The 25524-nt window shown below is 36.8% G+C and carries 29 protein-coding genes, 1 tRNA gene and 1 other RNA gene; 23 read left to right on the top strand and 8 right to left on the bottom strand.

Annotated elements, in window-relative coordinates; genetic code table 11:
* Positions 1–804: a patatin-like phospholipase family protein gene (locus LUD75_RS13020; RefSeq protein WP_232706150.1), complete on the top strand. Its 804-nt coding sequence runs from the start codon at positions 1–3 to the stop codon at positions 802–804.
* Here LUD75_RS13020 and LUD75_RS13025 read toward each other — a convergent pair.
* Complete coding sequence (locus LUD75_RS13025) at positions 776–1573, bottom strand: alpha/beta fold hydrolase (RefSeq protein ID WP_232706151.1); 798 nt, start codon at positions 1571–1573, stop codon at positions 776–778. The genes LUD75_RS13020 and LUD75_RS13025 overlap by 29 nt on opposite strands.
* Before the next feature lie 137 nt (positions 1574–1710).
* On the bottom strand, positions 1711–2538 hold the full coding sequence (locus tag LUD75_RS13030) for an ion transporter (protein ID WP_232706152.1): 828 nt from the start codon (positions 2536–2538) through the stop codon (positions 1711–1713).
* A gap of 118 nt (positions 2539–2656) precedes the next feature.
* Here LUD75_RS13030 and LUD75_RS13035 point away from each other — a divergent pair, with 118 nt between their 5' ends.
* The 4 genes from LUD75_RS13035 to LUD75_RS13050 are packed head-to-tail and all read left to right on the top strand — an operon-like array spanning position 2657 to position 5471.
* Positions 2657–3115 carry an antitoxin Xre-like helix-turn-helix domain-containing protein gene (locus LUD75_RS13035; RefSeq protein ID WP_232706153.1) on the top strand — a complete coding sequence of 153 codons (459 nt, stop codon included), beginning with the start codon at positions 2657–2659 and terminating at the stop codon, positions 3113–3115.
* Positions 3116–3121: 6 nt separating this feature from the next.
* Complete coding sequence (locus tag LUD75_RS13040) at positions 3122–3574, top strand: RES family NAD+ phosphorylase (RefSeq protein WP_232706155.1); 453 nt, start codon at positions 3122–3124, stop codon at positions 3572–3574.
* 11 nt (positions 3575–3585) lie between these two features.
* Positions 3586–4683, top strand: coding sequence for a Nif3-like dinuclear metal center hexameric protein (locus LUD75_RS13045; protein ID WP_232706157.1), 1098 nt, complete (start codon positions 3586–3588; stop codon positions 4681–4683).
* A gap of 2 nt (positions 4684–4685) precedes the next feature.
* Positions 4686–5471 (top strand): zinc ribbon domain protein, encoded by a 786-nt coding sequence (locus LUD75_RS13050; protein WP_034979245.1) that lies wholly within the window; start codon positions 4686–4688, stop codon positions 5469–5471.
* Between the two features lie 73 nt (positions 5472–5544).
* Here LUD75_RS13050 and LUD75_RS13055 read toward each other — a convergent pair whose 3' ends face one another.
* Positions 5545–6369 carry a DUF2807 domain-containing protein gene (locus LUD75_RS13055; protein WP_232706159.1) on the bottom strand — a complete coding sequence of 275 codons (825 nt, stop codon included), beginning with the start codon at positions 6367–6369 and terminating at the stop codon, positions 5545–5547.
* 137 nt (positions 6370–6506) lie between these two features.
* Here LUD75_RS13055 and LUD75_RS13060 point away from each other — a divergent pair, with 137 nt between their 5' ends.
* The 4 genes from LUD75_RS13060 (at position 6507) to LUD75_RS13075 (ending at position 9897) form a co-directional block, all read left to right on the top strand.
* The gene (locus LUD75_RS13060) at positions 6507–6998 is read left to right on the top strand and encodes a DUF4920 domain-containing protein (protein WP_034979242.1); all 492 of its coding nucleotides are present in this window, start codon (positions 6507–6509) and stop codon (positions 6996–6998) included.
* Between the two features lie 362 nt (positions 6999–7360).
* Positions 7361–8197, top strand: coding sequence for a 1,4-dihydroxy-2-naphthoyl-CoA synthase (locus LUD75_RS13065; protein WP_232706161.1), 837 nt, complete (start codon positions 7361–7363; stop codon positions 8195–8197).
* Positions 8198–8269: 72 nt separating this feature from the next.
* Positions 8270–9199: a 1,4-dihydroxy-2-naphthoate octaprenyltransferase gene (menA, locus tag LUD75_RS13070; RefSeq protein WP_232706162.1), complete on the top strand. Its 930-nt coding sequence runs from the start codon at positions 8270–8272 to the stop codon at positions 9197–9199.
* 14 nt (positions 9200–9213) lie between these two features.
* Positions 9214–9897 carry a metal-dependent hydrolase gene (locus tag LUD75_RS13075; protein WP_232706163.1) on the top strand — a complete coding sequence of 228 codons (684 nt, stop codon included), beginning with the start codon at positions 9214–9216 and terminating at the stop codon, positions 9895–9897.
* Between the two features lie 68 nt (positions 9898–9965).
* On the opposite strand, the gene ffs is transcribed toward LUD75_RS13075, so the two are convergent.
* Positions 9966–10063, bottom strand: an RNA gene (gene ffs / locus LUD75_RS13080) — signal recognition particle sRNA small type.
* Between the two features lie 122 nt (positions 10064–10185).
* Here ffs and LUD75_RS13085 point away from each other — a divergent pair.
* The 12 genes from LUD75_RS13085 to LUD75_RS13140 all read left to right on the top strand — a co-directional run bounded on the left by LUD75_RS13085 (position 10186) and on the right by LUD75_RS13140 (position 19291).
* Positions 10186–10773, top strand: a complete 588-nt coding sequence (locus tag LUD75_RS13085; RefSeq protein ID WP_232706164.1) for a DUF4199 domain-containing protein — start codon at positions 10186–10188, stop codon at positions 10771–10773.
* A gap of 85 nt (positions 10774–10858) precedes the next feature.
* Complete coding sequence (locus tag LUD75_RS13090; RefSeq protein ID WP_232706165.1) at positions 10859–11113, top strand: DUF6364 family protein; 255 nt, start codon at positions 10859–10861, stop codon at positions 11111–11113.
* 2 nt (positions 11114–11115) lie between these two features.
* Complete coding sequence (locus tag LUD75_RS13095) at positions 11116–11541, top strand: PIN domain-containing protein (RefSeq protein WP_232706166.1); 426 nt, start codon at positions 11116–11118, stop codon at positions 11539–11541.
* Between the two features lie 26 nt (positions 11542–11567).
* Positions 11568–12521: a glycosyltransferase family 2 protein gene (locus LUD75_RS13100; protein WP_232706167.1), complete on the top strand. Its 954-nt coding sequence runs from the start codon at positions 11568–11570 to the stop codon at positions 12519–12521.
* A 38-nt stretch (positions 12522–12559) separates the two neighbouring features.
* A complete protein-coding gene (locus LUD75_RS13105; protein ID WP_232706168.1) occupies positions 12560–13261 on the top strand; it encodes a DUF2807 domain-containing protein in 702 nt (233 codons plus the stop codon).
* 20 nt (positions 13262–13281) lie between these two features.
* Positions 13282–15006: a phospho-sugar mutase gene (locus LUD75_RS13110; protein WP_232706169.1), complete on the top strand. Its 1725-nt coding sequence runs from the start codon at positions 13282–13284 to the stop codon at positions 15004–15006.
* Between the two features lie 196 nt (positions 15007–15202).
* Positions 15203–16456, top strand: coding sequence for an aminotransferase class I/II-fold pyridoxal phosphate-dependent enzyme (locus tag LUD75_RS13115; RefSeq protein ID WP_232706171.1), 1254 nt, complete (start codon positions 15203–15205; stop codon positions 16454–16456).
* A gap of 59 nt (positions 16457–16515) precedes the next feature.
* On the top strand, positions 16516–16989 hold the full coding sequence (locus LUD75_RS13120) for an antitoxin Xre-like helix-turn-helix domain-containing protein (RefSeq protein ID WP_232706172.1): 474 nt from the start codon (positions 16516–16518) through the stop codon (positions 16987–16989).
* Entirely contained in the window at positions 16989–17456 is a 468-nt protein-coding gene (locus LUD75_RS13125; RefSeq protein ID WP_232706173.1) for an RES family NAD+ phosphorylase, read from the top strand. The genes LUD75_RS13120 and LUD75_RS13125 overlap by 1 nt, the downstream gene beginning before the upstream one ends.
* Entirely contained in the window at positions 17456–18178 is a 723-nt protein-coding gene (gene kdsB, locus LUD75_RS13130) for a 3-deoxy-manno-octulosonate cytidylyltransferase (RefSeq protein ID WP_232706174.1), read from the top strand. The genes LUD75_RS13125 and kdsB overlap by 1 nt, the downstream gene beginning before the upstream one ends.
* Before the next feature lie 90 nt (positions 18179–18268).
* A complete protein-coding gene (locus LUD75_RS13135; RefSeq protein WP_232706175.1) occupies positions 18269–18931 on the top strand; it encodes a histidine kinase in 663 nt (220 codons plus the stop codon).
* Positions 18932–18937: 6 nt separating this feature from the next.
* Positions 18938–19291, top strand: a complete 354-nt coding sequence (locus tag LUD75_RS13140; protein WP_232706176.1) for an MmcQ/YjbR family DNA-binding protein — start codon at positions 18938–18940, stop codon at positions 19289–19291.
* Here the strand turns inward: LUD75_RS13140 and LUD75_RS13145 are convergent.
* Positions 19288–20214 (bottom strand): bifunctional riboflavin kinase/FAD synthetase, encoded by a 927-nt coding sequence (locus LUD75_RS13145; protein ID WP_232706177.1) that lies wholly within the window; start codon positions 20212–20214, stop codon positions 19288–19290. The genes LUD75_RS13140 and LUD75_RS13145 overlap by 4 nt on opposite strands.
* Before the next feature lie 161 nt (positions 20215–20375).
* Between LUD75_RS13145 and atpD the strand changes: the two genes are divergently transcribed.
* Both atpD and LUD75_RS13155 read left to right on the top strand, forming a co-directional pair.
* A complete protein-coding gene (gene atpD, locus LUD75_RS13150) occupies positions 20376–21884 on the top strand; it encodes a F0F1 ATP synthase subunit beta (protein ID WP_034979200.1) in 1509 nt (502 codons plus the stop codon).
* Positions 21885–21973: 89 nt separating this feature from the next.
* Complete coding sequence (locus LUD75_RS13155) at positions 21974–22255, top strand: F0F1 ATP synthase subunit epsilon (protein ID WP_034968462.1); 282 nt, start codon at positions 21974–21976, stop codon at positions 22253–22255.
* Positions 22256–22675: 420 nt separating this feature from the next.
* Here the strand turns inward: LUD75_RS13155 and LUD75_RS13160 are convergent, their stop codons facing one another.
* The 3 genes from LUD75_RS13160 to LUD75_RS13170 all read right to left on the bottom strand — a co-directional run bounded on the left by LUD75_RS13160 (position 22676) and on the right by LUD75_RS13170 (position 25521).
* On the bottom strand, positions 22676–24865 hold the full coding sequence (locus LUD75_RS13160) for a radical SAM protein (protein ID WP_232706178.1): 2190 nt from the start codon (positions 24863–24865) through the stop codon (positions 22676–22678).
* 44 nt (positions 24866–24909) lie between these two features.
* A tRNA-Arg gene (locus tag LUD75_RS13165) sits at positions 24910–24981 on the bottom strand.
* A 21-nt stretch (positions 24982–25002) separates the two neighbouring features.
* Positions 25003–25521, bottom strand: a complete 519-nt coding sequence (locus LUD75_RS13170; RefSeq protein WP_232706179.1) for a helix-turn-helix domain-containing protein — start codon at positions 25519–25521, stop codon at positions 25003–25005.
* Positions 25522–25524 lie beyond the last annotated feature (3 nt).

A 25524-nucleotide genomic window follows, 5' to 3' on the forward strand; every position in this document is an offset into this window, starting at 1 on the left:
ATGGAAAATTCGAAAATAGGATTGGTTTTGTCCGGAGGTGGAACACGTGGATTGGCTCACGCGGGTGTTTTGAAATTTCTAAATGAGAAAAACATTAAACCAGACATTCTCTCTTGCTGTAGCGCAGGTTCCATCGTTGGCTCTCTGTATGCCGTTGGGAAATCACCGGAGGAAATTTTGGATTTTTTCCAGTCGATTTATTTTTTCAATTGGAAACATTTTACGTTCAATCAGCCGGGATTTGTTTCCTCAGCCATTTTCACAATGTATTTGACACCTATTTTCCAGGATATGACAATTGGGGATTTGCAAAAAGATGTGAGAATTGTCGCTACAGAATTAATAACAGGACAACAAAAAGTTTTCGAAAAACATTACAAAGTTGTGGATGCAATTATCGCTTCCTCTTGTATTCCCGGGATTTCTACGCCTTATTTTATTGGAGAAGAAATGTACAGCGACGGTGGAGTTCTCAATAATTTTCCTGCAGATATTATTAATAACGAATGCGATAGAATGATTGGAGTCTACGTCACGCCGCCTCAGGATGTCGAGGTTAAAGATCTTCGAACCATTAAAGCTGTAACTACAAGAGCTTACGAATTGGCTTCACATCGGACAGAGATTTTCAAATTTGCCTATTGCGATTGGTTCATTACTTCCAAAAAGTTATCGAAATATGGAATTTTCGAAAGAAAACCTCAGAATATGGAGGAGATTTTCAAAATAGGTTATGAAGAAGCCAAACGAACTTTTCTGGAAAATGAAGAAGAGTTTACCTCAATGTTTTCAAAAAAGGAATAATGGCCTGCCAGTTTTCCTCGCTGTCATCGTAGAAAGACGAAAGTGCCATAGTCCCGTGATGACCTTTGGTTTTTGCGGGGAGATAAAATTGCTTTTTGGATTTAATTGAATTATAAATAGGTTTCCATGTGGATTCTTCATTTCGCGCAGAAGAAGTATAAACTGGAATCTTCACATCTTTTGCGAATTCCGAAATATTCTTATTTTCAATTTTAAAGTATTCTCCGGGAGAATAAGCAATCAGCGCTTTGTAATCTTTCGGATACTTTGCAGCCATATAAAATCCTAATGAAGCAGAGTATGAGCTTCCCCAATAGATTATTTTTCTGGATTTTATTTTATTTTTTGCATAATCAAAAGAAGCTTCCAAATCTGGAATTACATCCTGAAAAGCGGTAGATTTTCCTTGTTTTAAAGCTTCTTTCTGAGTCAGATTTGTAACCTGATTCACAATATCGCCGGAACGAAGATCAACCGCCAGAACATTGAAACCAAGATCAACCAATCTCGGCGCAATACTTCTGAATTCTCCTTTGCTGAAGCCTGCCTGATGGTAAAGAATAATAAGCGGACCTCGTTTACTGCTGCTTGAATAGAGGTCAGCATAAACATTCAATCCATCCGAGGTTGGAAACTTTACAGTTTTATAAGTGTGATGTTTGACATTTAGAATTTCGGAAGAAGTATTATCCGAAATGGATGCAGAAGCGGAACAATTGCACAAAAAATTAAGAAGGATGATCCCAAATATGAAATTGAAATTTTTCATAACCACCTATTTAAACTATTTTCTGATTATAATTAAATATTATTTTCGATTCATCAAATATAACCGATTATTTTTAAATATTTATATTATAATATTAATTTAACTTAAACTATGATGAAATTAATTTTTCGCTCAGATTAGACGATCCTTTCTCCGCAGATTTTACAGAAACGTGCATTCTCGTCATTATCTTCGTTACCACATCTGTTACACTGAAAATTGTTTTTCTTTTGCTTCCGAAATTCCGATGTTACAATTCCGGTTGGAACCGCGATGATACTGTATCCGCAAAGCATGACAACTATGGATAATATTTTACCAATAGGAGTTCCGGGAGAAATATCACCGTAACCAACCGTGGTTATAGTCACAACTGCCCAATAAACACTTTGTGGAATGCTGCTAAATCCATTATTCCCACCTTCGATTATGTACATCAACGAGCCAATTATAACAATGAAGATTGCCATGAATAAAAGAAAAATATAAATCTTCCTTGAACTGTGTTTAAGCGCAGAAACGATGAATCGTCCATCGTGCATATAGTCAGCAAGATTAAAAATCCTGAAAATTCTCAATAACCTTAACATTCTGATAATTGCAACAAAATGCCATACCGGAAATAATAAACTGATGTAAAATGGAATTATTGAAAGGAAATCAATGATTCCTAGAGGACTAAAGATATATTCTTCCCGGTCCTTCACACAGATAATTCTCAAAATATATTCTATCGTGAATATTAAAGTGATAAAAAATTCCGCATAATAAAACTCTTTGTAATATTCCAATCTGAAAATAGGAATCGTCTCCACCATCAGCAGAGCCGTACTTATGAGAATTAATGCAAGTAAACAGATATCGAATATTTTCCCGGCTTTTGTGTGGGACAGGTAAACCGTTTCGTATATCTTCTTTCGCCATCCATCCTCTGGAATGAGGTCAAACTCTGGTTTGATTTTCATTTTAGTAAATTAAAAATTGAAGGTAATAAAATAAATCAATTCACGATGAATAAAAAAATAGACAAAAGTCTTTTTTATCAAGACAAAAGTCTTATCTTTGTGGAGTAGAAAAATAAAAATGATGAAAAAATATAAAACAACAGACACCACACATTCCGTAGCAGAGCCAGCTGCAGTCTACGGATATCAGAATTTTGACGATGGCGGCATCTTCAGAATGATAGAAATTGCAGAACGCGGTATTTCTTTCAAGCTTTTTGATAATCTTGTGAAAAAGTTCCCTTTCAGTTTTCAAGAGTGGGCTGGTTTTCTTCATATTTCTGGAAAAACATTGTCCCGTTACCAAAAAGAAGAGAAAACCTTTGACACACTGCAATCCGAGAAGATATTGCAAATAGAAATGCTCTACAAAAGAGGCGAAGAGGTTTTTGGTTCATCAGAATATTTTTTGATTTGGTTGCAAGCAGAAAATCTGGCTTTAGGCAAAACAAAACCACAAGACCTGATTGGCAGCAACTTTGGAATCTCTCTTCTAATGGATGAGCTTACGAGATTGGAGCACGGCATTTTAGCGTAATTCTTGATGATAGTTTACAGGCTTTCAAAAGAAATCTATGCCAATGACCTTTCTGGAAAAGGTGCTGAAATAGCTGGTGGACGATGGAATAGCAAAGGCAACGCGACGTTGTATACAGGGCAATCTATAGCACTGTGTGTTACCGAAATCGCAGTTCACATTCCGCTTGGCATTATTCCAAAAGATTATCGATTGGTCCATATTGAGATTCCCGATATCGAGGTTTTTGAGCCGAAGAGATTCCCTAAGGACTGGAACACTTTTCCACATCTGGACTCTACACAAAAAATGGGTGATAAATTTCTAAAGGAAAATAAATTCTTGGCGATGAAAGTTCCATCCGCGGCGGTTCAAGGGGAATTCAATTATATTATCAATCCTAGAAATGTCAATTTTAAAGATGTTAAAATCATAAAAGTGGAGAAATTCACTTTTGATGACCGATTGTTTATCAGATAAAAATTAAATTAATGAAAATCAATGAATTTATAAAGGAGTTTGAAAAATTAATTCCTATAAAACAAGCTGAGGATTTTGATAACGTCGGTTTGCTTTGCGGAAATCAAGATAGGGAAATCTCAGGAATCCTGGTTGCTCACGACGCTTTGGAATCAGTGATTGATGAAGCTATTGAAAAGAATTTCAATCTCGTGGTTTGTTTTCATCCGATTATATTTTCTGGTTTGAAGTCAATCACTGGAAAGAATTATGTTGAAAAAGCAGTTCTGAAAGCTTTGGAAAACAAAATTGCAATCTACGCGATTCACACGGCTTTTGACAATGATTATTTCGGTGTCAATTATAAAATCTGCGAAATTTTGGGTTTGAAAAATCAAAAAATATTGATGCCGAAACAAAATCAACTCAAGAAATTGCAAGTTTATGTTCCGGTTGATTCGGCTGAGAATTTGAAAAATGCTTTGTTCCAGGCTGGAGCGGGAAATATCGGTTTCTACGATGAATGCAGTTTTTCTATTAATGGAAACGGCACTTTTCGTCCGTTGGATGGTTCGAATCCAGTGACTGGAAATCTTAACGAACGAGAAAATGCGGACGAAGTTTTGGTTTCGGTGATTTTTGAAGATTTTAAGAAAAACCAAATTCTTTCTGCGATGAAACAAAATCATCCTTACGAAGAAGTGGCTTACCAATTAATATCCCTCGACAACGAAAATCATTATACTGGATTGGGACGATTCGGAGATTTGGAAAGTGAAATGGATGAGGAGGATTTCTTACAATTTGTAAAGGAAAAATTTGACCTTAATGTCATAAGACACAGTTCTTTAATTAATAAAAAAATCAAAAAAGTTGGCGTTTTGGGCGGAAGTGGAGCAAGCGGAATAAAGTCTGCATTGTCTTCAAAATGTGATGCTTACCTCACGGGCGATGTGAAATACCACGACTTTTTCTCGGCAGAAGACAAAATGCTGATCTGCGATATCGGACATTTTGAATCGGAACAATTTGTAACTCAACAATTATTTGAAATATTGTCCGAAAAATTCACTATATTTGCCATCGCAAAAACGACTAAGAAAACAAATCCTGTTAATTATTTTATATAGATATGGCTGATAAAAAAGTAAACGAAATTTCTGTTGAAGAAAAACTAAGAGCACTTTACGATTTGCAGATCATTGATTCCCGTTTGGATGAGATCCGCAATACAAGAGGCGAATTGCCAATTGAAGTAGAAGATCTTGAGATAGAAATTGAAGGTCTTAACAAAAGAGCCCAAAAATTCGAATCTGAAATTGCTGAGCAAAATGCAGAGATCAATGAGAAAAAAGATCTTATGAAAAGCGCTCAAGTATTGATTGACAAATATAAAACGCAGCAAGATAACGTTAGAAATAACAAAGAATTCGAAACTTTAGCAAAAGAAGTAGAGTACCAGGAATTGGAAATTCAATTGGCTGAAAAAAGAATCAAAGAATTTGGAGGGAAGATCGATCACAAAAAGGAAACTTTGGCTGATTTGACTGCTAAGATCGATGAGCTAAACAACCACTTGGTTCACAAGAAAAACGAGTTGGAAAACTTGGTTTCTGAAACTCAAAAAGAAGAAGATTATCTATTGGAAAAATCTAAAGAATTTGCTGAGAAGATCGACCAAAGATTATTGGTTTCTTACCAAAGGATCCGTACTGGATCTTCAACTGGTCTTGCGGTTGTAGGATTGGAAAGAGGAGCGCCAAAAGGTTCTTTCTTCACGATTCCACCACAGAAGCAAATGGAAATCGCTCAGAGAAAGAAGATCATCATCGATGAGCATTCTGGAAAGATCTTGGTAGATGATGAGTTGGTGAACGAGGAAACTGCAAAGATGGAAAGCATTATCAAATTCAACTAATCGAAATTTGATTTAAATATAAAAAGAGACCCAAATTTTCGGGTCTCTTTTTTTTTGAGAAAATGATATAAAATTACTGGATAGAAATAGATCCAGAACTACTTTCGTTTTTAGTGATCTCATTCAAGCTTCCTCTTTTGATCACACGGATATCTCCGCTGGAAGATGCGCTTGCGGTCACACTTTTACTCACGCCAATGGTGATGTCGGCAGATGATGACGTTGCTAAAACAGCACTTTCTGTCGTGAAGTTTTCCGCGTCCACATCACCAGAAGATGACGCTTGGATGTTCACACTTTCAGATTTTCCTTTGATGTCGATTCCGCCGGAAGATGAGCTTTGCATATTCAAACTTTTCGCATTGACCTCGCCTTCGTAATTTCCGCTGCTTGAGGCTTGGATATTGATATTTCCGCCATTGATGTTACCTTTTATCGTTCCAGAGCTGGAAACTTTCACATCCAGATCAGAGAAACTGAAGTTGTCTTTCAAAGAGATGCTGCCGCTGGAATTGGCTGCCAAATGGTCAAAATCCTTAGCATAAACTTTAATTTTGATTCGATCTGTAGAAATACTTTTCATAGACTCAGATTGTATTTTCACCTGTACTTTTCCACCGTTTTGTTTCACGACCACATATTTCATCAGGTCAGAAGGTGCATAAACAACGATTTTCTCATTGTTAGATTTGAAGACTTCCGCATTCAGAGAAGTCGAAATTTCCAATTCGTCAAAATTGATGTCGTAAGTTTTCTCAACCACTTCACCTTTTCCGGAGTCAGAGATCAAGTTAGAAAACATCGCATCGTTTCCGTTGGAATTGTCACCTTTGGATTGTACACAAGAAAAATTTGCCGCAGAAGCCAAAAGGACCAGAGTTAAAAGTTGTATTTTCATAAGTATAATTTTTTATAGTTTTTGATTTTATATAACTAAGACACTTGAAAACTCGATTTCATTACATCAAAAAATTATTTTTTCTCATTCTAAATAATTTTCTAAATTTACAACATTAAAAAAATAAATATTAAAGTATGAAAAATATATTGTTTGCATTTGTATTGATAGGATTATCCGTTTCAGCATTCGCACAATCCGGTCCGCCAGCAGGCGAAGCGAAAGTTGGTGAATACTACGGCCAGGATGTCTCCGCAAAAGCTGTTAAGAAAGCCATTTCTCCAGACGAACTCAATAAAGAATTGAAAGCAACACCCAAAATCGCCAAAACTTCTGTCAAAGGAAAAGTGACCGGCGTTTGCCCTAAGAAAGGCTGTTGGGTAAGCTTGGCAACAGATTCCGGCGAAACATTCTTCGTGAAGATGAAAGATTATGCCTTCTTCGTTCCGACCGCTTTGGAGGGTAAAACCGTGATTTTGGAAGGCAGCGCAGAGAGCAAAACCACTTCAGTAAAAGAATTGCAACATTATGCCGAGGACGCTAAAAAATCTCAGGCCGAGATAGATGCGATCACAGAACCAAAAACCGAAACCAGATTTTTGGCAAGCGCAATCAAGGTTGTAGAGTAATATAAAATTGCTCCCTTTAGGGTTGTGGCAACAATTTTAACACAAGCTTCAGATTTTTCTGAGGCTTTTCTATTTGGGCGTATCTCTTTGTTTTGCTTTCACGTTTAGTTTACCGAAAGACATTTTCAGCAAAGCAATACAAAGAGACCGGGCTATCCGCTACTATCTTTTTTCGCCAACGTTTTTCCCTCACCGAAAAAAGGATATCCGCTTCTATCCCTTACGCGCTGGCGCAAGATTCACGATTTGTCACAGTTAGAAAATGTTCCCAAAGAGGAAGCTTTGGCAATTGTCAAACTGCGAGATAATTCCTTTGAAACACCATCAATTCTGCTTATATTTACACTCTAAATTTTCAAAAAATGGCAGACTGGAAAATCGTCAAAGAATACGAAGATATTACCTATAAAAAATCAAATGGCGTTGCAAGAATCGCTATCAACAGACCAGAAGTCAGAAACGCTTTCCGACCAAAAACAACCTCAGAACTTTATGACGCATTCTACGACGCTTACGAGGATTCGTCCATCGGCGTTGTGCTGTTGACAGGCGAAGGCCCAAGTCCAAAAGACGGCGGACACGCATTCTGCAGCGGTGGCGACCAGAAAGCACGTGGCCATCAAGGTTATGTGGGAGAAGATGGAAGACATCGCCTAAACATTCTGGAAGTTCAGCGTTTGATTCGTTTTATGCCAAAAGCGGTGATCGCTGTGGTAAACGGTTGGGCAGTAGGCGGTGGACACTCGCTTCATGTGGTTTGCGATTTGACTTTGGCAAGTGAGGAGCACGCGATTTTCAAACAGACCGATGCTGACGTTACAAGCTTCGACGGTGGTTATGGTTCTGCTTATTTGGCAAAAATGGTTGGTCAGAAAAAAGCCAGAGAAATATTTTTCTTAGGAAGAAATTATTCAGCAAAAGAAGCAGAAGAAATGGGAATGGTAAACGCCGTAATTCCTCACGCAGAATTGGAAGACACCGCTTATGAATGGGCGCAGGAAATCCTTGCAAAATCGCCGACTTCCATTAGAATGCTGAAATTCGCAATGAATCTGACAGACGACGGAATGGTTGGACAACAGATTTTCGCAGGAGAAGCAACGCGTTTAGCCTATATGACAGAGGAAGCAAAAGAGGGTAGAAATGCCTTCCTGGAAAAACGCAAACCAGACTTTGGTGACGACCAATGGATATCGTAGCATCAACGATAGCTGATAAATGATAATTGATTTTATCTTCATTTATCATCTATCAATTATCATTTATCAATTATGAAACATTGGATACAAGCTGCGAGGCTTAGAACTTTACCACTTTCTATGAGTGGAATTATTATGGGCGCTTTCATTGCAAAATGGAGGATTTCTCACGAAGGCGGATTTTGGGATTGGCGGATTTTTGCTTTGGCACTTCTGGTCACTTTACTATATCAGGTACTTTCCAACTTCGCCAACGATTATGGCGACGGGGTGAAAGGAACAGACAAAAATAGGATAGGAGAAGCGGAACAAAGAGCAGTGGCATCAGGAAAAATCACAGCAAATCAAATGAGAAATGCGGTGATTCTACTTTCGATTTTATCATTTATAGCAACGGTTGCATTATTGTATGTCGCTTTCTATCCGGCTTACACCAGAGAATTTTGGATATTTATCGGATTGGGAATTGCCTCGATTTTGGCAGCGATTGGATATACGGTTGGAAAAAAACCTTATGGATATTTAGGTTTAGGCGATATTTTCGTGTTCATCTTTTTCGGATTGGTTTCTGTTTGCGGGAGTTATTTTCTGTTTACGAAATCTTTCAGTTGGGACGTCCTGTTCCCTGCAATTGCAGTCGGAATGTTGAGTATGGCCGTTCTTAACCTGAACAATATGAGAGACATCGTCAACGACGAATTATCAGGTAAAAAAACGTTTGCATTGAAGCTTGGTTACAAAAATGCAATGATTTACGAAATCATCTTATTGCAATTACCGATTCTTTTGATGTTGGCCTTTTTGATGTACAACGGCTTTCAGGCTCAAGGGAAATATTATCCTTTCATCGTGATGATTCTGATTTTCCCATTCATCAAATTAAGGAGAAGCATAATGGCTGTCAACGAACCAAAACTATTGGACCCATTCCTGAAACAAGTCGGAATCTTAACTTTCCTGATGGCAGTTTTGACGGCTTTTGGCCTTAATTATTTTAATTAATAAATCTAAAAAAAATGAAAATAAAATTCCTCGGACAAAACTGTTTTTTGTTCACATACAACGGAAAAACAATTCTTGCAGACCCTTTCTACAACTATCAGAAAGAAAAATCAGGATTTGACATCACCGCTCAGAAAATCGATTATGTGTTGATTACGCACGCACACGGCGACCATATTGCGGACGTAAAAGAAGTGCTTGAAAATCATCCTGATGCAACGGTAATCGGACAGCCTGAGATTTGCGGTTATTTCAAACACACCAATAATATTGATATCAATTTCGGTGGTTCTGCCAAGATTGAAGATTTGAAAATTTCTATGGTTCCTGCCTTACACACGAGCTCTTTTCCGGACGGTACTTACGGTGGACTGGCTTCTGGTTATATTTTTAGATTTGCTGACGGGAGAAACCTTTATTTGGCTGGAGATACTGGTGTGACGGCTGAGATGAGCTTGTTTCCACAGGTTTTTGGGAAATTGGATTTGTCGATTCTACCAGTTGGAAAACATTACACGATGTGTCCTAGAAAAGCGGCTTTCGCAGCATCAGAATTATTGAAAACGCCACAAGTGATTGGTTGTCATTTCGATACTTTCCCACCAATTGAAATCAATCACGAAGAAGCAAAAAAGCATTTCTCTGACAAGAATATCGAATTTACATTACCAGAATTAGGACAGGAATTTGAGTTCTAAACAAAAAAATTAAGAGATTAAGTAGTTCAAATTGAAACTGTCTTAATCTCTTAACTTTAAAAAATAAAAAATGGCAAGCTACCTAAATCACACCGCTACGACCAATTACCTTTGCTGCGTTCCCACCCTGGAGGATTCTCAGGAGCTGGTTGTTTAGGACTTGCCGGTGCAAAGATAGAAAAATTAAGAAAAAAGAAAAAGGAAAACAGAGAAAAGAAATCAAGTGGACTCTAGATTGTTGATAGTCAGTTTGAAATATTTATCTCTTTTATCAAAAATTAAAAAATTATGACAAAAAACCCTGTAACAATAGGTTTTATTTTATACGCTCTCACAATGTTGGCATTCTTCATTGTGTACTATTTCTTCGCAAACGCCAACTACTTTGAGACCACAATGCAAGTCAATGCCTTTGGGATGACGTTCTTGTATGTCTTGGCTGGCTTTGCTTCAACCTATTGGTTAAGAGGTGGCACGTTAATTACTTATCCTCAAGCTTTTAAACAAACATTTTTAACGCTTTTTACAGGCGGAATTATATCAGTATTTTCTATTTTTGCATTCCTGAATTATGTAGATACAGACGCACGGGATTTGCTCAATCACCAGTATATTCAGACAGAACTTGACAATCTGGACGAATCTTACGCTAAATTGAAAGTGGAAGCGGCCAATCAAAAAGACCGCACCAAAGTAAAAGACCTGGAAGAAAATTACACCGGCGCAAAACTGGCTAGGGAAGCAGCGTTGAAGGAAAACAGGAATTATTTTTCTTTCAAATTTATGTCCGCAGTTTTTGGTGGCTTTTTACTATTTTATCTACTTTTGTCTATTATCATCGCAGGGTTTTTGAAGAACAAAAAACGTTACGAGTAGAGATGTCTGATTTTCGAAAAAATCATTTATTAAATTCTAATTCATCATTTATAATTAATACGTATCTTTACTAAAACAATACGTAATGACAACCAAACTTACCTTGACTGTAGAAAAGTCAGTTATTGAAAAAGCTAAAAAATACGCCAAAGGTACTCAGAGAAGTCTTTCCGAAATGGTGCAAAAATATTTGGAATCATTAGGTGAACCAGAAATAATCAATGAGCCAACTCCAAAAATGAAAAAACTTCTTGAAAAAATCCCAAATAATACGCCTCAGTACACTGACGAAGAATTGGATAATATCAGGAGAGAGTATTTAGAAAAAAAATATTTATAAAAATGTTCTTCTTTTTAGATACCAACATCATTGTGGATTTGCTTCAAAAAAGAGTTCCACATTTTGATTTAGCTTCAGAAATTTTTAATTTTTCCACAAAAGAAAATATCGTACTTTTTGCTTCCTCGCACAGTATCGCGACCGTGCATTATATTTGTAAAAAGAATATTAAAGAGGCAGAATTAAGAGAGCTGATAAATGAAGTTTTGAACTTCCTAAAGATTATCCCCGTTGACGAGGAAATTCTGAGAAAATCAATTAAATCGAATCATAAAGATTTTGAAGATGCGATTCAAATTTTTTGTGCTCATCAAATTAAAAATTTAACAGGAATAATTACACGAAATATAAAAGATTTTTCCACATCCGAAATTCCTGTTTTTGCACCAGACGAAGCTTTAAATCTCATCCAAAAGAAATATCTTTGACCTTTTAAAATCTATCCTTTATATCAATGAATCTCTCCATAATCATCCCATTACTCAACGAGCAAGACTCTCTAGAAGAGCTGTTCACAAGGATTGACAACGTTTGTCAGGCCAACAAACTGTCTTACGAAGTTTGGTTCATAGATGACGGAAGCACCGACCTTTCCTGGTCCATCATCGAAAATCTGAAAATCCAACATCCTCAAATCCACGGGATTAAATTCTCCAAAAACTACGGAAAATCACAGGCACTTCACGCTGCTTTCGAAAAGGTAAATGGCGATGTCATTATTACAATGGATGCTGATTTACAAGACTTTCCAGAGGAGATTCCAGAACTTCACGAGATGGTGAAAGTAGGAAATTACGACATCGTTTCCGGTTGGAAGAAGAAGCGTTTTGATAATGTGATGACCAAAAATATTCCATCAAAATTATTCAATTCGGCGGCTAGAAAAGTGTCCGGCGTTTCGCTTCACGATTTCAACTGCGGACTGAAAGCTTATAAAAAACAAGTCGTAAAATCTATCGATGTTTACGGCGATATGCACCGTTATATTCCGGTTTTGGCAGCTAACGCAGGTTTCAGAAATATTACGGAAAAACCGGTTCAGCACCAGGCAAGACCTTATGGAACTTCGAAGTTTGGGACGGAAAGATTTGTTCGCGGATTTTTGGATTTGGTGACGCTTTGGTTTGTCAGCAGATTTGGCGGAAGACCGATGCATTTCTTTGGTGCAGCAGGAACTTTGATGTTTATTATTGGATTTTTGTCAGCCATTTGGTTGGGAATTTCAAAACTGATTGATGTCTATATTTTCAAAGTTTACGGAAATCTGATTGCGAATAATCCTTGGTTTTTCATCGCTTTGACGATGATGATTATGGGAAGTTTGCTTTTCGTAGCTGGATTCTTAGGAGAATTGATTATCAGAACGAATCGGGAACATAAGAATTATCATATTGAGGAATTAATTTAAACGAGATAATTTTTCTAATTTGGTAAATCAATAAACTTATGAAAAATCTATTTTATTTAATTCTAATTTTCACAGCGGTTTCCTGCGGAAAAGTAAAACCAAAAGGCGAAATCCAATCCAAGGATGTGGAATTGGCTGAGTTTTCAAAACTTAATCTGAAAGGGAAGTTCAGAGTTTTTTATGTGCAAAGTCCACACAATTTTGTAAATGTGGAAACTTATCCAAACGTTTTCGAAAATCTGAAAATCGAAGTTAAAGACAAAAACTTATCGATTACGGAGAAAAGTGCAACGGATAAAGTTGACTTTTATAATATTACCATCTACGGAAAAAATCCATTTGATGATATTAAAATAGCTGATTCAGTGGAACTTAATATCTCCAGCCAGATGAAAGTTGAAAATTTTTCCCTTCATTTGAAAGATAATGCTAAATTTATCGGTTCAGTGATTTCAGAAAAGTCGACCATCGAAATGCTGAATAAAGGTAGAGCTAACTTGTTGGGAAAAACAACTTTAGCAAAACTTAACATCAGAGATACAGCGAGCATTATTTCGCCGTATTGGTATATAAAAGATTTGGAAATCGAGTCCCAAAATGGAAATTATGCAGAACTGAATGTGGATGAGGAAATCAAAGGTAAAATCGGAAATACTTCAAAATTGATTTATTACGGAAATCCTTCGAAAAAATTAAAAGTCACTGAGAAAGCGACTATCGAAAACAAGAAAATTAATTAATTAATTAAACTAAAAAATAAATGTCAGATACAACACCAACTTTAGATAAAGCAAAACTTTGGCTTTCCGAAACATTTGACGAAGAAACCAGAAAAAAAGTTCAAACTTTGATTGATTCCGAATCTCCAGATCTGGAAGATTCTTTTTACAGAGAATTAGAATTCGGAACTGGCGGAATGCGCGGCATAATGGGCGTTGGGACCAATCGTTTGAATAAATATACATTAGGACAAGCGACTCAAGGTCTAGCCAATTATCTTCATCAGCAATTTTCTGGCGAGGAAATCAAAGTGGCGATTGCTTATGATGTGAGACATAATTCTAAGGAATTCGGTAAAGTGGTGGCTGATGTTTTGACGGCTAACGGAATCAAGGTTTTGTTGTTCAAAGATCATCGTCCAACACCAGAATTGTCTTTCACCGTTCGTGATAAAAAATGTAACGCTGGGATTGTTTTGACGGCTTCTCATAATCCACCAGAATATAATGGTTATAAGGTTTACTGGAATGACGGTGCGCAAATCGTTCCGCCAGATGACGAAAATATCATCAGAGAAGTTTATGCAACCAAATTCGAAAATATCAAATTTGATGGAAACGATGATTTGATCGAGTGGATCGGTGAAGAGCAAGACGATGTTTACGTTGATGCTTGTATGGAAAATTCTCTGTATCAGAATGTTGGTAGAGATAATCTTAATATCGTTTTCACATCCATCCACGGAACGACCTACACAACTGTTCCAAAAGCACTTAAAAAAGCTGGATTCACAAAAGTGGATCTCGTGCAGGAACAAATGATTCCAAGCGGAAACTTTCCAACCGTTGCTTCCCCAAATCCAGAAGAGCCAGCAGCACTTTCTATGGCGATGGACCTTGCGGAAATTACCAATGCTGATATCGTGATCGGGACAGATCCAGACGGCGACAGATTGGGAATTGCAGTGAGGAATCTTGATGGCGAAATTCAATTGTTGAATGGAAATCAATGTAATACAATTCTTACTTATTATATATTAGATCAATGGAAAAAAGCGGGAAAAATTACCGGAAAAGAATTCATTGGTTCTACGATTGTGACGTCTGATATTTTCTTTGATGTTGCTGAGAAATTCGGTGTTGACTGCAAAGTTGGATTGACCGGTTTCAAATGGATCGGGAAAATGATCCGTGATTTTGAAGGTCAGGAAAAGTTCATTTGCGGTGGCGAAGAGAGTTTCGGATTTATGACAGGAGATTTCGTGAGAGACAAGGATTCTTGCGGTTCTATCTTGACGGCTTGTGAGATCGCGGCCTGGTGTAAAGCCAACGGAACAACCGTTTATCAATATATGATCGATATCTACAAGGAAGTTGGATTGTATTATGAAGGTTTGATCAACGTAGTGAGAAAGGGAAGAAGTGGTGCAGAAGAGATTCAGGAAATGATGAAGAATTTCCGTGAAAATCCTCCAAAAGAAATTGCAGGATCATTAGTTGAAGAAGTAAAAGATTTCAAAGAACAAACTTGTTTCGTAGTTTCTAAGAATGAGAAAAAAGTAATGGACGATATTCCAAAATCTAACGTTTTGATTTACTATACCCAAGATGGAACAAAGGTTTGCGTGCGTCCTTCCGGAACGGAGCCTAAGATTAAATTCTATGTTTCTGTGAAAGATTCTATCACTTCTGAGCAAGATTTCGTAGAAAAGCTTCCTAAGTTGGAAGAGAAGATCAATAAAGTAAAACAGGATCTCAACCTGTAATTGAAAATTTTATTTGAATTAAATATTATCTAAAATATTTTAATAGAAAAGTTCTCAATTGTTAAAGTCATTTAATTTTTGGGAACTTTTTTTTGATGTAAGTTGAATTACTCAGCTACATTTAAGACCTTTGTAAAACTATAAAAAGAATAAAATCAGATTCTAAGTCTGAATAATAACATCTAAAATCAATAAAGTGAAAGTATCAAAACTCGCATCTAACCTCATTGGTTCAGAGATCATCAAAATCGGAAATGAAGTGAATGACCTGAAAGCGAAAGGTGCACAAATCTCAAACCTTACCATCGGCGATCTTAATTCCAACATCTATCCAATTCCTCAGGAGTTGAAAGACGGAATCCAGAAAGCATACAAGAATAATCTTACCAATTACCCACCAGCAAACGGTTTGCAATCTCTGAGAGCTTCCGTGAGCAATGATCTTAAAAAACGTTGGAATCTGGATTATTCAGCCAATGATATTTTGATTACAGCTGGTTCAAGACCTTTGATCTACGCCGTTTTCAAAACAATTGTGGACGAAGGTGACAAAGTGATCTACCCAATACCTTCTTGGAACAATAACCATTATGCTTATCTGACGAGTGCCAATGCAGTGGAAGTCCAAACTCAGGAATCCAATAATTTTTTGCCAACAGCCGATGATTTGAGACCACATTTGGAAGGCGCTGTTTTGCTTTGTCTATGTTCACCACTGAATCCGACTGGAACAATGTTCACAAAAGAGCAATTGTCTGACATCTGCGAGTTGGTTTTAGAAGAAAATAAAAGAAGAGGTGATGATGAGAAACCGCTTTATTTGATGTATGATCAAATCTATGCGATGCTAACTTTTGGTTCAGATCATCACGATCCAGTAAGTCTTTTTCCAGAAATGAAAGATTACACGATCTACGTTGATGGAACGTCCAAATGTTTTGCAGCGACTGGTGTTAGAGTTGGTTGGGGATTCGGGCCAAGTTTGGTGATTGATAAAATGAAAGCTTTGCTAACTCACGTTGGCGCTTGGGCTCCAAAGCCAGAGCAGGAAGCTGTTGCTGAGTTCTTGGCTGACGATTCTGCAGTAGATACTTTCTTAGAAGATTACAAAGGAAAGCTTAATAACAGTTTGAAAGAACTTCACGCTGGAATCCAAGATTTGAAAAATAATGGTTTTGCAGTTGAAAGCATTTCACCAATGGGTGCACTTTATTTGACCATCAAATTGGATTACCTCGGAAAAATTGCGCCAGACGGTAAATTAATCGAAAATTCTACAGACCTTGTTTTCTATTTGATCAATAATGCAGGAATGGCTTTGGTTCCGTTCTCCGCATTTGGAAATGACAAATCTGTGCCTTGGTTTAGAGCATCAATAGGCGGTTGTTCGCTAGATGATATCAAAGATTGCCTTCCTAAATTGAAAAAAGCGCTTGAAAATTTGAAATAATTGGAAAAAATTCGTTTTTGATTTGGAAAAATTTCTATCTTTGTAGAAAGGAAAAAGAAATGGCAACAAATAAAGAACATCGCGATTCCAACAAAAATAGAGTAGAAGAGCCAGTAGCCGCTTACGGAGCAGTCAGTTCTGTGTTCAATAGATTTGCAATAAAAGATGACTACAAACTGTTGAAAAAAGCAAGAGAAGGCTTGAAAACAGATGTATTCTATTCACTTGCTGATGCCATCAAGATGCCAGAGAAAGCTTTGGCATCTGTCATCAATCTTTCTCCAAGGACCATCAGCAATTACAGAGATCAGGAAAAAGGCTTAGACCCGATCTACAGCGAGCATCTATTAAAATTGATCAATCTTTATAGTTTTGGAAAGGAGATCTTTGGAAATTTGGATGAGTTTACATTGTGGATGAATCGTCCTTTTTGGAATTCCAATGATAAGCCGATAGATTTTATTTCCACTTCTGGAGGTGTAGATTTGATCTACGAAGAGATAGAGAAACTAGCCCAAGGTTATCCTGTATAATGCTCGTTTACAGAATTGTCCACAAAAGATATGCGGACTCTCTCTTTGCGAGTGGCTTGGAAGGAAGATGGAACTCCGAAGGTAAAAAAGTACTTTACACAGCCGAGAGTATTTCTCTTGCCTATCTGGAAACATTGGCGCATCGGAAAGGATTGGGATTCAATAAGGACTTTAAAATTATGGTAATTAAGATTCCTAGCAATGCAGAAATCCACAAAGTTGAATCTTCTGAATTATCAAAAAGTTGGCGGGATTTTAGGAATTATTCGGATTGTCAAAAGATTGGGAATGCTTGGTTTGATGCTGATGAAAAGCTTTGTTTAAAAGTACCTTCCGCGGTCGTTCCTGAAAATTGGAATGTTGTCATCAATACCTTTCATAAAGATTTCAAAAAAGTAAAACTAATTGACGTTCTCGATTTTGAGCCTGATGATAGATTGGAACAAATTATAAAACAATACAAATAATGAAAGTTATCGCAGTCATTCCTGCCCGATATAATTCAACAAGATTTCCTGGCAAAATGATGGAAATTTTGGGTAATAGAACTATTATTACAACAACGTATAAAAATGTTGTAGAGACTGGTTTGTTTGATGAAGTCTTCGTGGCTACAGATTCCGAAATTATCTTTGACGAAATTTCCAAAAACGGTGGAAAAGCCGTAATGACAGGCGAACACGAAACAGGAAGTGATAGAATTGCCGAAGCTGTTCGAAACATCGATTGTGATATTGTCATCAATGTTCAGGGTGATGAACCTTTTCTCAAGAAAGAACCTTTGAAGCAATTGATTGACGTTTTTGCCAAGGACGAAAAGAAAGAGATTTCTTTGGCTTCATTGAAAATTCAATTGAAAGAATCTGAGGAAATTCAGAATCCTAATAATGTGAAAGTGATTACTGATAATAATGGTTTTGCCTTGTACTTTAGCCGTTCTGTGATTCCTTTTCATAGGGAATTATCGTACAATGTGAAGTATTACAAACACATTGGTGTCTATGCTTTTAGGAAGAAGGCTTTGCTTAAGTTTTCGTCTCTGGAAATGACACCTATGGAAATTTCAGAAAAATTAGAGCAATTGCGTTATTTGGAAAATGGGATGAAAATTAGGCTGATAGAAACGGATTTTGTAGGAATTGGAATCGATACGCCGGAAGATCTGGAAAAAGCAAAAATGCTACTCTAACTGATTAATATCTTTTTTAGCACTTTTTAATATTTCCACAGAATCGATAACTTAATAAAAATCCTATCTTTGGATTCTTAAAAATTCTGAATGAAAAAAATAATTCTCATATTCTCCATTATATTTTCCATTTTTATTTCTGCCCAAACGGCTACAGAAATTATCGACAAAAACATCGAGAATTCTGGTGGCCTTACCAATTGGAAACTTCTGAACACGGTTCAAATCCAAGGAAGAGTTACACTTGGCGTGAATGACGAATATCCCATTAAAATCTATCAGCAACGTCCCAATCTCAGCAAAACAGCAATGGTTGTTGGCGGAAAAGAAACGCCCGTTGAAGGTTATGATGGTAAGAATGGATATGCGATGAATTATGCGCAAAACAAGCTTCAGCAGTACAATGATTACATTCCTGAAAACTTCGACAACGATTTTATCGACTGGGAAAACAAAGGTTTTGAAGCTAAATTTCTAGGGAAAGAAAAAATTAACGACCAACTTTATTTTAAGGTCGAATTGACTAAGAATGTCAACAAAACAATTTATTACTTTGATGTGAGAACTTATATGTTGTTTCGCGAGATCAAGAAAGATGAGATCCTGACCTATTCTGATTATAAAAAAGTAGGACAATTATTAATGCCCTACAGAATTGAATCGTCTTCACCTAAGAAAGACAGCGATTACGTGATGACAATCAATAAGATAGAGGTCAACAAAGAATTACCGAAAAATACTTTTAAGTTTTAAAATTGTATGGAAGCTGAGGAAATCCGCGAGTATTGCTTAAGTAAAAAGACAGTGACGGAAAGTTTTCCCTTTGACCTGGAAACCTTGGTCTTCAAAGTTGGTGGGAAGATGTTTCTTTTGATTTCCTTGGAACAACATCCGGCAACATTCTCTGCCAAAGCTGATCCTGAATGGAGCGAGGAATTACGTGAAGAATTTTCTCAGATCAACGGTGCATATCATATGAACAAAACGCATTGGAATTCGGTAGTTTGTGAAGGATTGAAACAGGATTTGATTTTTAAACTAATTGATCATTCTTACGATTTGGTCTTCAAATCTTTGATAAAGAAAATCAGAGAAGAAATCAACAATTCTTAAAACTGAAATTCCTCGGTCAATCTTTTATCAAGATCCAACTTTTCAATCAACTTTTCCAAACCTTCAAATTCAATCTCGTCGTGAAGATAATCCCTGAATTTTACAGTGATTTCTTTATCATAAATATCTTGGTCAAAATCCAGAATGTAAACTTCCGTATGTAAAGTTTGATTTTCATTATCGACTGTAGGATTCGTTCCGATGCTCAACATTCCTTTGTAGAAAGTCTTATCAATCCAAACTTCTACGATGTAAGCGCCACTTTTTGGTAGTAGTTTGTTTACGGGCACATCGATATTTGCCGTTGGATAACCAATCGTTCTGCCCAATTTTTTTCCGTGGATCACTTTTCCGGTCAAAGGATAATTGTAACCCAACATTTCGTTAGCATCTTTGATTCTGCCTTCTGCCAAAGCAATTCTGATTTTTGTAGAACTAATGTTCAAATCATTCTGTTGAACTGCTTCCAGTTGATTGACTTTAAAGTCGAGTTCGCTGGATAAAGATTTCAATAATTCAAAATTCCCGCTTTTATTTTTTCCAAAAGTATGGTCATGACCGATGATGATGTGCTTTACATTCAGTTTGTCAACCAAAACCTGTTCACAGAATTCGATTCCCGTCAGATTTCTGAACTCTTCATCAAAAGTTTTAAGGAAAATATTCTGGATTCCACTTCTTTCAAGCAATTCCAGCTTTTCTTCCAGTGTATTGAGCATTTTTACATCATCATCCGGATTAAGGAATTTTCTTGGATGTGGCCAGAAACTTAGAATAGCTGATTCCAAATCTTCATTTTTGGCAATCTCATTCAACGTATTAATAATAGATAAATGACCAAGATGAACGCCGTCAAACATTCCTAATGATAATGCCAGTGGGGTTTTGGAGTGATAATCGTTGAAATCTGTAATGATTTTCAAATGCTGAAATTTTTTGACAAAAAGTGATGCGTTTTGTCCGGGTAAAAATACACCTAAAAATGGTGTTGTCAATTGTTATGCAAATATGATAAAAATCTTTTTTTCTGACAATGCAGATATACAAAGTTTTATTATCTTTGCGCACAAGTAAAAATTTAGTAATGGCAAACCAAATTAAAGGAAAAATTTCACAAATTATTGGACCAGTTATCGATGTGGTCTTTAATGAAGTTGAACAATTACCAAACATATATGACGCTCTGGAAATCATCAAAAGCAACGGAGAAAAAGTTGTTTTGGAGGTTGAACAGCACATTGGCGAGGACGTTGTAAGATGTATCGCAATGGATGCTACAGACGGTCTTCAAAGAGGACAGGAAGTTCTTGGAACAGGTCAGCAGATCACAATGCCAGTAGGAGACGGCGTAAATGGACGTCTTTTCAATGTGGTAGGTGACGCGATCGACGGACTTCAAAACTTGTCCAAAGAAGGAGGTTTGCCAATCCACAGACCAGCACCAAAATTTGACCAGTTGACAACTTCAGCAGAAGTTCTTTTCACAGGTATCAAAGTAATCGATCTTATCGAGCCTTATGCAAAAGGAGGTAAAATTGGATTGTTTGGAGGAGCAGGTGTTGGAAAAACAGTATTGATCCAGGAATTAATTAATAATATCGCAAAAGGTCACGGTGGTCTTTCTGTATTCGCAGGAGTAGGAGAAAGAACAAGAGAAGGAAATGACCTTTTGAGAGAGATGCTAGAGTCTGGCATTATCAAATACGGAGACGAGTTTATGCACTCTATGGAAAATGGAGGTTGGGATCTTTCCAAAGTTGATCTAGAAGAAATGAAAGATTCAAAAGCAGCTTTCGTTTTCGGACAGATGAACGAACCACCAGGAGCAAGAGCTAGAGTAGCACTTTCTGGTTTGACATTGGCAGAGTATTACAGAGATGGTGGAGAAACTGGACAAGGTAGAGATGTATTGTTCTTCGTAGATAACATCTTCCGTTTTACACAGGCTGGTTCTGAGGTGTCTGCACTTCTTGGACGTATGCCTTCAGCGGTAGGATATCAGCCGACATTGGCATCTGAGATGGGTGCGATGCAGGAGAGAATTACTTCTACTAAAAATGGTTCCATTACTTCAGTACAAGCAGTTTACGTACCTGCGGATGATTTAACGGATCCAGCTCCAGCTACAACATTTGCTCACTTGGATGCAACGACTGTATTGGATAGAAAAATTGCTTCATTAGGTATTTACCCGGCGGTAGATCCTTTGGCTTCTACGTCAAGAATCTTGGCGCCTGAGATCATTGGTGAAGAACATTATAACTGTGCTCAGAGAGTGAAAGAAATTCTTCAGAGATACAAAGCATTGCAAGATATCATCGCGATCCTTGGTATGGAAGAGCTTTCTGAGGAAGACAAATTGGTAGTTTACAGAGCTAGAAAAGTTCAGAGATTCTTGTCTCAGCCTTTCCACGTTGCTGAGCAGTTTACAGGTCTTAAAGGATCCTTGGTAGACATCAAAGACACCATCAAAGGTTTCAATATGATCATCGATGGAGAATTAGATCAGTATCCAGAGTCTGCTTTCAACTTGAAAGGAACTATTGAAGAAGCTATCGCAGCAGGACAAAAATTGTTAGCAGAGAACGCTTAACAAAGGACTAGAGACTTTTAGATGAGAGATGATAGACTTTTTATTTGGTCTCATATCTCATATCTCTCAATCTTTTAATCTAATTTAAAATGAATATAAAAATTTTAACTCCGGAATTTGTGATCTTTGAAGGCGAAGTAGAATCAGTTCTTCTTCCTGGAAAAAGCGGGCAATTCCAAATCTTTAAAAATCACGCGGCAATCGTTTCTGCTTTGGTTGGTGGAAAAGTGAAGATCTATACTGACAAAGTCAATGGTTCTTTCGAAAAATATTTGACCAAAGAAACAGAAGCAAAAAGCGCTTACTCTTACGAGATCAAAAGTGGTGTTTTAGAATTCAACAATGATAAAGGAATTATTCTTTGCGAGTAATCATCCAATTCACATAGATCAAAATCCCGGAAAGCAATTTTCGGGATTTTTTTGTTTTAAGTTTCAGGGAAAATTTAATTGATCAAGAGACGAAGTCTCGATACATTGGTAGAAAAAAAATTATGTAAAAATTCAAGCGGGACGAAGTTCCGGAATATTGATAATTATTTGACTTAGACTTCATTAGGTTTGGGCAGCTATTTCCGCCTTCCACTCCCTCCCGATTTTACATCGGGATCCGTTCAAGTCGGGCTGCAGCTTCGCAAAATCGAACATTTGTCTTTCGGTTCACATTTCCATAAAATTGAAGTTCCAAAAAAAACAATTTCATATCATTTAAAAAGTCCCAAAGGGACGACCGATTCCCCAGCATAGGAATTTATTCCTATGAATTATAAACATTGAATTTTAATTAAATTTCTAAAGCGAAAGAATCACCCCATTTTCCTTCAATTGTTGCATTGGTTTTGAAAACCAGAATAATTCAAAATCTTCAAAGCTATTTTCAAAATCAGTTTTCAGTTGCAACAAACTCAATTTCTTTCCATTTTCGATGGAATTTTCATTTAGAATTCTAATTAACCAATGTGCTTTTTCTTTGTCCAATTCAATCTTTAAAATATTGGTTTTCAAATGAAACGTCAGTTGGCTCAATTCCCACGAATTTCCTTTTTTAGTTTTAACGAAATCTTCGGCAATCACATTTTTCTCAAGGAAAACAATTTTGGAATTCGGCTTAAAACTAAAATTATCTTCCTCCAAAAGCGAGTCGTGAATATAATCCGGATGAATCGTCGTCTTCGGAATTTTAAAATCAAACCAACTCTGCAACGGCATTTCAAAATTGATTCCGTGCATATAATTGAACAAGGATTTCTTCAATCCAAAACTGAATTTACTATGGTCAATTCCCGTTTTATCGGTAAAATCAATGTCATTATTAGCGAAAAAAATCTCCTGCTTCACTGGGATCACACCATATTCCTCAGGATTGATTCCGACAGGTGAGTGCGCTGTCATCGCAAACTGATGCCAAAATCCACTCTGCAAAATTCCCATTTCGAATAACTGGCGCACCATTTCCAAAGAATCCACCGTTTCCTGAATCGTCTGAGTTGGGTAGCCATACATCAAATACGCGTGAACCATTATTCCAGACTCTGTGAAATTTCTAGTCACTCTCGCGACTTGATCGACGGAAACGCCTTTGTCTATTAGTTTTAATAATCGGTCACTTGCGACTTCCAATCCACCAGAAACCGCTACACAACCTGAAATCTTCAGAAGAAAACAAAGATCTTGTGTGAAACTTTTTTCAAAACGAATATTCGTCCACCAGGTCACAACAAGATTTCTTCGCAGAATTTCCAATGCCACTTCACGCATTAAAGCTGGAGGCGCAGCTTCATCCACAAAGTGAAATCCTGTTTCGCCAGTTGTTGCAATCAGTTCTTCCATTCTATCAACCAAAATTTTGGCTGAAACTGGCTCGTAAAGTCTGATGTAATCAAGTGAAATATCGCAGAAAGTACATTTTCCCCAATAGCAACCGTGTGCCATTGTGAGCTTGTTCCATCGGCCATCGCTCCACAAACTATGCATTGGATTGGCAATCTCGATGACGGAAATATATTTGTCTAATTGCAGATCAGAATAATCTGGTGTCCCGACTTGCGCTTGTTTGTAATCGTGTTTTGTAGAATTATTTTTATAAGTAACTTCTTCATTTTCAACTAAAAAAGTTCTTTTCAGTTCTGAATTTTCAGTTTTATTATTTACACTTTTGTAAACCAACTCCAAAGGTAATTCGCCGTCATCCAAAGTAATGAAATCCACAAATTCAAAAACCCTTTTGTCTTTGACTTCACGAAGTTCAGTATTCGGAAAACCACCGCCCATAGCTGTTTTGATATGTGGATAATGTTCTTTGACAAATTTGGCACATCGAAAAGCTGAATACAAATTTCCTGGAAAAGGGACTGAAAAACAAACTAATTTCGGCTGAACCAATTCCAACTTTTCTTGAAGAATGTTCAAAGTAAAATCATCTATAAAAGTCTGATGATCATTTAATTTTGAATATAATTCATCAAAAGAATTCGCACTTTTTCCTAATCGCTCTGCATATCTGCTGAAACCAAAATCCGAATCCACATTTTCGACAATATAATCTGAAAGATCTTCCAAATACAACGTTGCCAAATGTTTCGCTTTGTCTTGCAAACCCATATTTCCGAAAGCAAATTCCATATCATCCAACTGATTGAAACGGGAAGCTTCGGGCAGAAAATTCATTGAACAAATTTGTCGCGCTAAAGTTGGATTTTTATTTTGTAGAAAAAGGATGACCTGATCGATAGTTTTGATGTATTCATCTCGTAAAGCAAAAATACGCTGAGAATTTTCTGAGATATTTTTAATATCAATTTCCTCGGAAAAAACTTTCTGAATGCCGTCTTTTGAAAACAACTGCAAGATCACTTCAATCCCCAAATCGATTTGATAGCTTGATATATTTTTGGTATTCAAGAAACCTTTGATATAAGCTGTCGCCGGATAAGGCGTGTTGAGTTGCGTGAAAGGAGGCGTGATGAGGAGAATATCTTTCAAAAGAAATTTTTTGCAAAGATAAGATTTATAAGTTTTGAATGTTGTGGCCTCACCAAGAATCGAACTTGGATCTAAAGTTTAGGAAACTTCTATTCTATCCGTTGAACTATAAGGCCAAATAGATAGTATAAAAATAACTAATTCTCATAAGTTTCAAAAGTTCCATCCTCATAGAAAAACACAATTCTTTTGACAGTTTTGTTTTTTGAATCTTGTTTTTGGGCTGATTTTTCTAATGGCTGAGAATCGGATAAAATAGTTTTTTCTGGGATTGGTTCGGAAATATTTGATTCTCGCAGTTTTTGTTTTTCTAATTTATCCTCACTTTCGGTAATGCCAAAATTCTCGTCATTGATCAAAGAAAACAAATCGGGTAATGACGGTTTTTTCTTTTCTACAATTTCTGGCTTTTCTTCAACAACAGGTTCCTGTTCTTTTGCTGAGATCAACATCTCGCCTTCACCTGTTATAAGCCAATCCCATTCGAAGTCTGGAAACGCGGTTTTTATTTTGGTAATAAAATCGAGAGAAGGTTTGTTACGTCCGGAAATAATATGAGAGATGCTCGAACGTTGTACGCCGATTTCTTCAGCGAATTCTGCAGGTGTCAATTCTGAGTATTCAATTACTTTTGTAAATCTTTCTGTAAATTCCATTTT

The sequence above is a fragment of the Epilithonimonas sp. JDS genome (genome assembly GCF_021261315.1).
Classification (GTDB): domain Bacteria; phylum Bacteroidota; class Bacteroidia; order Flavobacteriales; family Weeksellaceae; genus Epilithonimonas.

What these genes read in the sequence shown, in the direction of transcription:
- LUD75_RS13065 (WP_232706161.1), top strand. Translation starts at nt 7,361, where the DNA reads ATGGCAGACTGGAAAATCGTCAAAGAATACGAAGATATTACCTATAAA.
- LUD75_RS13155 (WP_034968462.1), top strand. Translation starts at nt 21,974, where the DNA reads ATGAATATAAAAATTTTAACTCCGGAATTTGTGATCTTTGAAGGCGAA.
- LUD75_RS13090 (WP_232706165.1), top strand. Translation starts at nt 10,859, where the DNA reads ATGACAACCAAACTTACCTTGACTGTAGAAAAGTCAGTTATTGAAAAA.
- LUD75_RS13095 (WP_232706166.1), top strand. Translation starts at nt 11,116, where the DNA reads ATGTTCTTCTTTTTAGATACCAACATCATTGTGGATTTGCTTCAAAAA.
- LUD75_RS13045 (WP_232706157.1), top strand. Translation starts at nt 3,586, where the DNA reads ATGAAAATCAATGAATTTATAAAGGAGTTTGAAAAATTAATTCCTATA.
- LUD75_RS13105 (WP_232706168.1), top strand. Translation starts at nt 12,560, where the DNA reads ATGAAAAATCTATTTTATTTAATTCTAATTTTCACAGCGGTTTCCTGC.
- LUD75_RS13125 (WP_232706173.1), top strand. Translation starts at nt 16,989, where the DNA reads ATGCTCGTTTACAGAATTGTCCACAAAAGATATGCGGACTCTCTCTTT.
- LUD75_RS13100 (WP_232706167.1), top strand. Translation starts at nt 11,568, where the DNA reads ATGAATCTCTCCATAATCATCCCATTACTCAACGAGCAAGACTCTCTA.
- LUD75_RS13110 (WP_232706169.1), top strand. Translation starts at nt 13,282, where the DNA reads ATGTCAGATACAACACCAACTTTAGATAAAGCAAAACTTTGGCTTTCC.
- LUD75_RS13035 (WP_232706153.1), top strand. Translation starts at nt 2,657, where the DNA reads ATGATGAAAAAATATAAAACAACAGACACCACACATTCCGTAGCAGAG.
- LUD75_RS13040 (WP_232706155.1), top strand. Translation starts at nt 3,122, where the DNA reads ATGATAGTTTACAGGCTTTCAAAAGAAATCTATGCCAATGACCTTTCT.
- atpD (WP_034979200.1), top strand. Translation starts at nt 20,376, where the DNA reads ATGGCAAACCAAATTAAAGGAAAAATTTCACAAATTATTGGACCAGTT.
- LUD75_RS13135 (WP_232706175.1), top strand. Translation starts at nt 18,269, where the DNA reads ATGAAAAAAATAATTCTCATATTCTCCATTATATTTTCCATTTTTATT.
- LUD75_RS13030 (WP_232706152.1), bottom strand. Translation starts at nt 2,538, where the DNA reads ATGAAAATCAAACCAGAGTTTGACCTCATTCCAGAGGATGGATGGCGA.
- menA (WP_232706162.1), top strand. Translation starts at nt 8,270, where the DNA reads ATGAAACATTGGATACAAGCTGCGAGGCTTAGAACTTTACCACTTTCT.
- LUD75_RS13085 (WP_232706164.1), top strand. Translation starts at nt 10,186, where the DNA reads ATGACAAAAAACCCTGTAACAATAGGTTTTATTTTATACGCTCTCACA.
- LUD75_RS13075 (WP_232706163.1), top strand. Translation starts at nt 9,214, where the DNA reads ATGAAAATAAAATTCCTCGGACAAAACTGTTTTTTGTTCACATACAAC.
- kdsB (WP_232706174.1), top strand. Translation starts at nt 17,456, where the DNA reads ATGAAAGTTATCGCAGTCATTCCTGCCCGATATAATTCAACAAGATTT.
- LUD75_RS13050 (WP_034979245.1), top strand. Translation starts at nt 4,686, where the DNA reads ATGGCTGATAAAAAAGTAAACGAAATTTCTGTTGAAGAAAAACTAAGA.
- LUD75_RS13025 (WP_232706151.1), bottom strand. Translation starts at nt 1,573, where the DNA reads ATGAAAAATTTCAATTTCATATTTGGGATCATCCTTCTTAATTTTTTG.
- LUD75_RS13140 (WP_232706176.1), top strand. Translation starts at nt 18,938, where the DNA reads ATGGAAGCTGAGGAAATCCGCGAGTATTGCTTAAGTAAAAAGACAGTG.
- LUD75_RS13170 (WP_232706179.1), bottom strand. Translation starts at nt 25,521, where the DNA reads ATGGAATTTACAGAAAGATTTACAAAAGTAATTGAATACTCAGAATTG.
- LUD75_RS13120 (WP_232706172.1), top strand. Translation starts at nt 16,516, where the DNA reads ATGGCAACAAATAAAGAACATCGCGATTCCAACAAAAATAGAGTAGAA.
- LUD75_RS13060 (WP_034979242.1), top strand. Translation starts at nt 6,507, where the DNA reads ATGAAAAATATATTGTTTGCATTTGTATTGATAGGATTATCCGTTTCA.
- LUD75_RS13055 (WP_232706159.1), bottom strand. Translation starts at nt 6,369, where the DNA reads ATGAAAATACAACTTTTAACTCTGGTCCTTTTGGCTTCTGCGGCAAAT.
- LUD75_RS13020 (WP_232706150.1), top strand. Translation starts at nt 1, where the DNA reads ATGGAAAATTCGAAAATAGGATTGGTTTTGTCCGGAGGTGGAACACGT.